This is a genomic window from Methyloceanibacter sp., from assembly GCF_049590335.1.
Taxonomy (GTDB): domain Bacteria; phylum Pseudomonadota; class Alphaproteobacteria; order Rhizobiales; family Methyloligellaceae; genus Methyloceanibacter.
The window spans coordinates 1-7,144 of the sequence record NZ_JBAWCQ010000171.1 but is presented as its reverse complement, the minus strand read 5'-3'; the positions used below and the strand labels follow the sequence as shown (position 1 = coordinate 7,144).

10 protein-coding genes are annotated in these 7,144 nt (G+C 63.6%); all 10 read left to right on the top strand.

Annotated elements, in window-relative coordinates:
• The coding region (locus WBQ77_RS12445; protein ID WP_424060490.1) for an amidase family protein at nt 1-408 on the top strand (408 nt) is incomplete at its 5' end.
• A gap of 46 nt (nt 409-454) precedes the next feature.
• Nucleotides 455-796, top strand: a complete 342-nt coding sequence (locus tag WBQ77_RS12440) for a DMT family transporter (RefSeq protein ID WP_424060489.1) — start codon at nt 455-457, stop codon at nt 794-796.
• 202 nt (nt 797-998) lie between these two features.
• Nucleotides 999-1,451, top strand: a complete 453-nt coding sequence (locus WBQ77_RS12435) for an integron (protein ID WP_424060488.1) — start codon at nt 999-1,001, stop codon at nt 1,449-1,451.
• Nucleotides 1,451-2,974: a signal recognition particle protein gene (gene ffh, locus WBQ77_RS12430; RefSeq protein WP_424060487.1), complete on the top strand. Its 1,524-nt coding sequence runs from the start codon at nt 1,451-1,453 to the stop codon at nt 2,972-2,974. The genes WBQ77_RS12435 and ffh overlap by 1 nt, the downstream gene beginning before the upstream one ends.
• 66 nt (nt 2,975-3,040) lie before the next feature.
• Entirely contained in the window at nt 3,041-3,532 is a 492-nt protein-coding gene (gene rpsP / locus WBQ77_RS12425; protein WP_424060486.1) for a 30S ribosomal protein S16, read from the top strand.
• 49 nt (nt 3,533-3,581) lie between these two features.
• Nucleotides 3,582-4,124: a ribosome maturation factor RimM gene (rimM, locus tag WBQ77_RS12420; protein ID WP_424044497.1), complete on the top strand. Its 543-nt coding sequence runs from the start codon at nt 3,582-3,584 to the stop codon at nt 4,122-4,124.
• Nucleotides 4,125-4,170: 46 nt separating this feature from the next.
• Nucleotides 4,171-5,469 (top strand): adenylate/guanylate cyclase domain-containing protein, encoded by a 1,299-nt coding sequence (locus WBQ77_RS12415; protein ID WP_424060485.1) that lies wholly within the window; start codon nt 4,171-4,173, stop codon nt 5,467-5,469.
• 24 nt (nt 5,470-5,493) lie between these two features.
• The gene (gene trmD, locus WBQ77_RS12410; protein WP_424060484.1) at nt 5,494-6,192 is read left to right on the top strand and encodes a tRNA (guanosine(37)-N1)-methyltransferase TrmD; all 699 of its coding nucleotides are present in this window, start codon (nt 5,494-5,496) and stop codon (nt 6,190-6,192) included.
• 103 nt (nt 6,193-6,295) lie between these two features.
• Nucleotides 6,296-6,634, top strand: a complete 339-nt coding sequence (locus tag WBQ77_RS12405; protein ID WP_424044492.1) for a cytochrome C — start codon at nt 6,296-6,298, stop codon at nt 6,632-6,634.
• A 196-nt stretch (nt 6,635-6,830) separates the two neighbouring features.
• Nucleotides 6,831-7,144: 50S ribosomal protein L19 (rplS, locus tag WBQ77_RS12400; protein WP_424060483.1), on the top strand; the 314-nt coding region annotated here is incomplete at its 3' end.

Here is a 7,144-nt window from a genome sequence, read left to right as displayed (position 1 = left end):
CCCTTCGTGAAGGAGCACAACGTGGAACTCGGGCCTGGGATCAAGGAGCGCTTCGAGATCGCAGCCGGGGTGACCCCCGAGGCCGCGGAAGATGCGCGGACCCTCCGGCGCGTCGTGACGGCCCATCTCAAATCCATCTTGCAGCCGGGCACGGCCATCGTCCTGCCGACCACGCCGACGCAGCCCCCGGAGCGCGATATTCCCGACGGCGCCTCTTTCGTGGAGTACCGCACGGTGACCCTACAGAACACCTGCCTGGCCGGCCTTGCCGGGCTGCCGCAGGTCTCGGTTCCCGTGGGCGAAGCCGCGGGCTGCCCGGCCGGGCTGTCTTTCATCGGCTGGGAGGGCGGCGATGAGTCCTTGTTGGACTTAGCGGTGGGCCTCTCCGATCTGCTAAAGAGCGACTGAGCCGGAAACAACGGCAGGACAACGCCTCGAAGGAGACAGCCGAACGGTGTCGACACTCAAACCCTATCTCTATCTCGCCCTTGCGATCGTGTTCGAGGTGATCGGGACCACCGCGCTGAAGGAATCCGACGGCTTCACACGTCTGGGGCCCAGCATCGTCACGGCGGTGGCCTATGCCATCTCCTTCGCCGCGCTCGCACTTACCCTCAAAACGATCCCCGTGGGGCTCGCCTATGCCATCTGGTCGGGCGTCGGCATTGTCCTGATCGCGACAGTCGGCTGGTTTCGCTTCCGGCAGACCCTCGACACACCGGCCATCGTCGGGCTTGGCCTGATCATCGTGGGCGTCGTCATCATCAATGCCTTCTCGAAGTCGCTCCCCCATTAGCTTGACTTCCGGGATGCGCTGGCCGACATTCCGGCGAAATTCATGGCAGCTCAGTTTCGAGCCGCCACCCTTTCCGGGGTCTTTCAGGGGAAAGATTAGGAAAGGGCGGTCAACACCCGTCAGCGCGATGCGCCCACGGGTGCTTTTTTCGTTGCGCTACTGGCCTTTGGCCTATTTGAGGGCATGGCCGCATGGAGCGCAGGTGAGGAACGAGCTTCTGGTCCGCAATGTGGAGGCGGATGCGATGACGCGAACATTGAAGGGTCAACTCCTTAGCGTAACCGCGGCGCTAGTGCTCTCCGGCCTGTCTGCGACGGCGCTGGCCCATCGGCCGCAAGTCCCGATCATTGCGGGCGGGGAAGAGGATTTCGACGCCTGCGGATCGCAGGGCGTTGTGCGCGGCCTCGATGCCGGCGGCGATGGATTTCTGGCCGTTCGCTCCGGCCCCAGCTCCAAGCATGCCATGCTGGACAAGGTCTATAACGGCGCCATTCTCAATCTCTGCGACGAGCGCCGGAACTGGCTGGGCGTCGTCTACTCCCACGAGACCAAGGATTGCGGCGTTGGCACGCCCTGGCCCCGCCGACAAGGTTATTCCGGCCCATGCCGCTCCGGCTGGGTCTATCGCAAATATGTCGCAGGGTTCGCCGGCTGATGTTCGAGACACTTTCAGACCGCCTTTCCGGAATTTTCGACAAGCTCACGCGCCGTGGCGCGCTGAGCGAGGCCGATGTGTCCGAGGCCATGCGCGAGGTGCGCCGTGCCCTGATCGAGGCCGATGTCGCACTCGACGTGGTGAAATCCTTCACGGATCGAGTCAAGTCCAAGGCCGTCGGCCAGGATGTGGTGAAATCGGTGACGCCCGGCCAGATGGTCGTCAAAATCGTCAACGACGAGATGATCCGCATGCTGGGGTCAGAGGTCCAAGGCATCGACCTCGCGGCCACGCCGCCCGTCGTCATGATGATGGTCGGCCTGCAGGGATCCGGTAAGACGACGACCACGGCGAAGCTTGCGCTTCGCCTGACCACCCGCGACAAACAAAAAGTCATAATGGCCTCGCTCGATACGCGCCGCCCGGCTGCGCAGGAGCAGCTTCGGGTACTGGGCGAGCAGGCGGATGTCGCGACGCTACCCATAGTCGAAGGCCAGACCCCGACTGAGATCGCCGGCCGCGCCGTCAAAGCGGCAAAACTTGGCGGCTTCGACGTATTGCTGCTCGACACCGCCGGCCGCACCCATATCGACGAAGAGCTGATGGCTGAGACGGCCGCCATCGAGAAGATCGCCCAGCCGCACGAAACCCTGCTCGTCGCCGATGCCCTGACGGGTCAGGACGCGGTCAATCTTGCCAAGAATTTCGGCGAGCGCGTCGCCCTCACCGGCATTGTCTTGACGCGCGTCGACGGTGACGGCCGCGGCGGTGCGGCGCTTTCCATGCGCGCCGTGTGCGGCAAACCCATCAAGCTGATGGGCGTCGGCGAAAAGCTTGATGCGCTCGAAGACTTCCATCCGGACCGGATCGCAGGCCGCATTCTCGGCATGGGCGACGTCGTCGGCCTCGTCGAAAAGGCCATGGAGACTGTCGAGGTCGACAAGGCCCAGAAGATGGCCGAGCGGCTCAAGAAGGGCGCCTTCGACATGAACGACCTCGCCGAGCAGATGCAGCAGATGCAGAAGCTCGGGGGCATGGGCGGCGTGCTCTCGATGCTGCCCGGCATCGGCAAGGTCAAGAAGCAGCTCGACGCCGCCAATCTCGACGACACCATTCTCAAGCGCCAGCAAGCGATCATCGGCTCCATGACGAAGGCCGAGCGCAAGACCCCAAAACTGCTGAATGCCTCGCGCAAGAAGCGCGTGGCGGCGGGTTCGGGCACGAGCGTGCAGGACATCAACAAGCTCGTAAAAATGCACCGCCAGATGGCCGACATGATGAAGGCCATGGGTAAGAAACGCGGCGCGCTGTCGGCCTTGTTCGGCGGCGGCATGGCGCAAATGCCGGCGGACATACCCGACGGAGGGAGCCTTCCCAAGGGCGCGGAGCTCCCGGCCAATTTCCCGGGTCTGCCCGGCGGCGGACTTCCCAGCGGCCTTCCAGGGCTACCCGGCGCAGGGCTTCCGGGCGGCTTGCCGCCCGGCCTTCCAGGTCTCTCCGGTCAGCGCAAGAAGAAGCGCTGACGGCGGCTCAGGATTTCAACACCAACGAAACGCATCTATTCGAACAACACTTAGGAGCAAGAAACAATGTCATTGAAGATAAGACTGGCGCGGGGCGGCGCCAAGAAGCGCCCGTTTTACCGCATCGTCGTCGCCGACTCGCGCAGCCCGCGCGATGGCCGCTACATCGAGAAAATCGGCACGTTCAACCCGCTGCTGCCGCGCGACTCCGAGGACCGCATTCAGCTGGATACGGACCGCGTCAAGCACTGGCTCTCCAACGGCGCCCTGCCGACCGACCGCGTGCTCCGCTTCCTGGATGCCGAAGGTCTCATGAAGCGCGAGCCGCGCAACAATCCGGAGAAGGCCAAGCCTGGTAAGAAGCGCCTCGAGCGCGAGGAAGCCAAGCGCGCCGCCGGGGAAGAAAAGGCCGCCGCGGCCGAGGCTGAGAAGGAAGCAGCCAAGCAGGCAGAAACCGACAAGGAAGCTACTGACGCGGCTACCGCCGCCCAGGCCGAGGCTTCCGAAGAGGCCACCGACGAGGTTGCCGCCGAGGAAGCCAAAGAAGCTTCCGAATAGGGAAGCTTTTGATCAAAGGCGTTCCCTGAGCTTGGGCGAGGAGGCGGACTTGAAAGAACAGTCGGACCTGGTGCTCGTCGGTCAGATCGGTGCTGCGCAAGGGTTGAAGGGCGAAGTGCGCTTGCGCTCTTACACTCAGGACCCCGCCGACATCGCCGCCTACGGTCCGCTGCGAGACGAGGCCGGCTCGAAGACGATCGAGATCCAACGTCTCCGCGTCACACCCAAGGCAGTGATCGTCCGCATCAAGGGCGTGACGACACGCGAAGCCGCCGAAGCGCTGAACCGCACCAGGCTCTATATCGCGCGGGACGCACTGCCTGAGGCGGCGGACGACGAGTGGTACGTCGCCGACCTGATCGGCTTAAAGGCGGTCTCGCCGGATGGGGCACCGATAGGAACGGTGGCGACCGTCCATAATTTCGGTGCCGGCGACATCATCGAGATTGCACGCGCAGAGGGCAGTCCATCGCTCCTCATAGCCTTTACCGACGACACCGTGCCGAACATCGATGTCGTCGGCGGCCGGCTCGTGCTGATCCCGCCTGAGGAGTTGGAAACCTCAGAAGACGATGTGGGCTCAGGCGGGTAACGTAACGTCATGGGGGAGAAGCGCGTTACACGCTAGAGTGCCCGCCATGACGACCCACACCGCAGCCTCGCCGGAGCCCCCCGCCAAGTGGCGCGCAGGCGATCTCCCAATGCTCAGTCGCCTCGGACCTTTGCGCCGCTTCGCCGAGATCGGCATTGCGGACTATCCGCGTGAGGAGCGCATCCGGTTGGCGATCATCAATGTGATGGCACTGCTGATTGCCGTGACGTCGATGACCTACGTGGCGACCTATGCGAGCTTCGGGGTCGTGAAGTACTGGCCGCTCATCGCTGTCAATCTCGGCCTCATGGCCATCGCACTGCTCGCCCCGCTCGCGCATCGCATCAACGACATTGCCGCGGTCGTGCTGATCTGGGTCGCCGAGTACGCGGCCCTGTTCTTCTTCGTGCGCGCGCTGGGGCACAATTCGGGCATCCAGCTAAACTATATCATCGGCGCGGCGGTGGCCTTCGCGATTTGCGGGCTAGGGCATATCCGGCTCGTCGTCGCCGCTGTCCTATCCGGGCTCGCACTCCATTTGGCCACTTGGTTTCTCTACCCACCCGGCAGCGCCCGTATCACGGCGGACGTCGGCCTGCTGCATAATCTCTATGTCTCCTCCGCCGTCACGACATTCGGCATCGTCGCGCTTGTGGTGGGTTACGCCCTGACCAAGGCGGATCGCGCCCGGGCCGAAGCCGACCGCCTTCTTGCCAACATTCTGCCCGAACCGGTCATCGACCGCTTGAAACAGGCCCCGGGCGCGCGCATCGCCGACGCCGTGTCCAATGCCTCCGTTCTGTTCAGCGATCTCGTCGGCTTCACAAGCCTCTCGCAGGAACTCGGCGTGGCGCGCACCGTGGAAATACTCGACAGGCTCGTGACCGAGTTCGATCGTCTGGCGGCCCTGCATGGGGTCGAGAAGATCAAGACTATCGGCGATGGCTACATGGCCGTGGCAGGCGTCAGCCGTCCGCAGTCCGATCATTGCCAGCGCCTCGCACGGCTGGCGCTGGCGCTGCCCGGCCTCGTCGCCACACTGTCCAAGACCCACGATGTCGACTTGCGGGTCCGGATCGGCATCGCCAGCGGCCCGGTCATGGCGGGGGTGATCGGCGCGGACAAATTCTCCTACGATGTCTGGGGTGAGACCGTGAACCTCGCGGCACGCCTCGAGTCGCACGGCCTACCCGGCGAGATCCAGGTCTCGGCGGACGTGCGCGACGCGCTCGGCGAAGAGTTCCTTCTGACCCGTCGGGGTACCATCCCGATCAAAGGTGTCGGCATGGTCGAAACGTGGTTCCTGATTGAGGATGCGAGCGCCGGACGCGATGCCGGGGCATAACGGTTCTGCCATAAGGGAAACGGCATGACTTGGAAGGCCACTGTCCTGACCCTGTTCCCGGAGATGTTTCCGGGTCCGCTCGGTTTGAGTCTTGCGGGCAAGGCGCTCGTCGAGGGTCTTTGGAGCCTCGAAGCCATCGACATTCGCGACTTCGCCAAAGACAAGCATCGCTCCGTGGATGACACGCCCGCCGGCGGCGGGGCCGGCATGGTGATGCGCGTGGACATCGCCGCGGCCGCCATCGATGCCGCGAAAGCCGCCGCCCCGGCCGAGAGCCCTGCGATTTACCTCTCGCCGCGCGGAACCCCGCTGACCCAAGAGCGTGTTCAGGCGCTCGCCAAGGGCCCTGGCGTAATCCTACTCTGCGGCCGCTTCGAGGGGTTGGACCAGCGCGTGCTGGACGCGCGCGACATCGAGGAAATCTCCATCGGGGACTATGTGCTCTCGGGCGGAGACCTGGCCGCGCAAGTGCTGATGGATGCTTGTGTACGCCTGCTGCCCGGCGTCCTTGGCAATGTCGGGACGCTCACGGAAGAAAGCTTCGCCTCCGGCCTCCTGGAATATCCGCACTACACGCGCCCGCGCGACTTCGAAGGCCAAACGATTCCAGATGTGCTGCTCTCGGGCGATCACGAAAAAATCGACAAATGGCGCCGCGAACAGGCTGAAGAGTTCACAAAAACCCGCCGGCCAGATCTTTGGGCAAAGCGCGGGAAGGCGTGAACTTGATACAAGCCCTGGCGTCGATCCAAACCCAAACCTTGACCCAAGTCAGGGCGGTTTGGCGCGAGCGATACAATCTTCCATGAAAAAGAAGGAGTTGGGCATGAAAGCGATGATGGTGCTCGTTGCCACGATGGTGGCCGGGTTATCCCAAGGCGCGCTGATGCGCGGCGCAACTGCGCAAGACGCCAATATCGTGGCCGGACGGGCCTATGCGGTGGAGGTGTGTGCCGACTGTCATGCGGTACTGGCGGGCGAGGACCTCTCCTCGCGGCTGGGTGCCACGGCCTTCCAGGAGATCGCCGAGACGCCCGGGATGACGGAATACGCCCTGTCCGTTTGGCTGCAGACTTCGCACCCGACCATGCCCAATATCATCCTGGAACAGGACGATATGCGGAACGTGATCGCCTATATCCGCAGCCTCGACCGGAGGCCCTAAGGACCGGATTTCAACCCGGAAAACCATCGACAAGGCCGACAAGCTGGGGTAGGACAACTCCGCTGGCTGCCGGGCGTTCGCCTTGGGCGGCCTTCTAGGCCTGGAAGACTAATCCAGACCCCTGACCAATCAAAAAGAATGGCGTTCGTCATGTGGTCGACAACGGCCCGGCAGGCGCCCCGCGAAAGGTATCGAGATGAACATTATTGAAGAGCTCGAAAAAGAGCAGGTCACCGAGCGCTTGAACAAGCGCAGCGTGCCGGAATTTGGCCCCGGTGACACCGTCCGCGTTAACGTGAAAGTGGTGGAAGGCGAGCGCAGCCGTGTTCAGGCCTATGAAGGCGTATGCATCGGCCGCGCCGGTGGCGGCATCCACGAGAACTTCACCGTCCGCAAGATTTCCTATGGCGAGGGCGTCGAGCGCGTCTTCCCTATCCATTCGCCGCTGATCGAGTCCATCGAAGTGGTCCGCCACGGCCGTGTGCGCCGGGCCAAGCTCTATTATCTTCG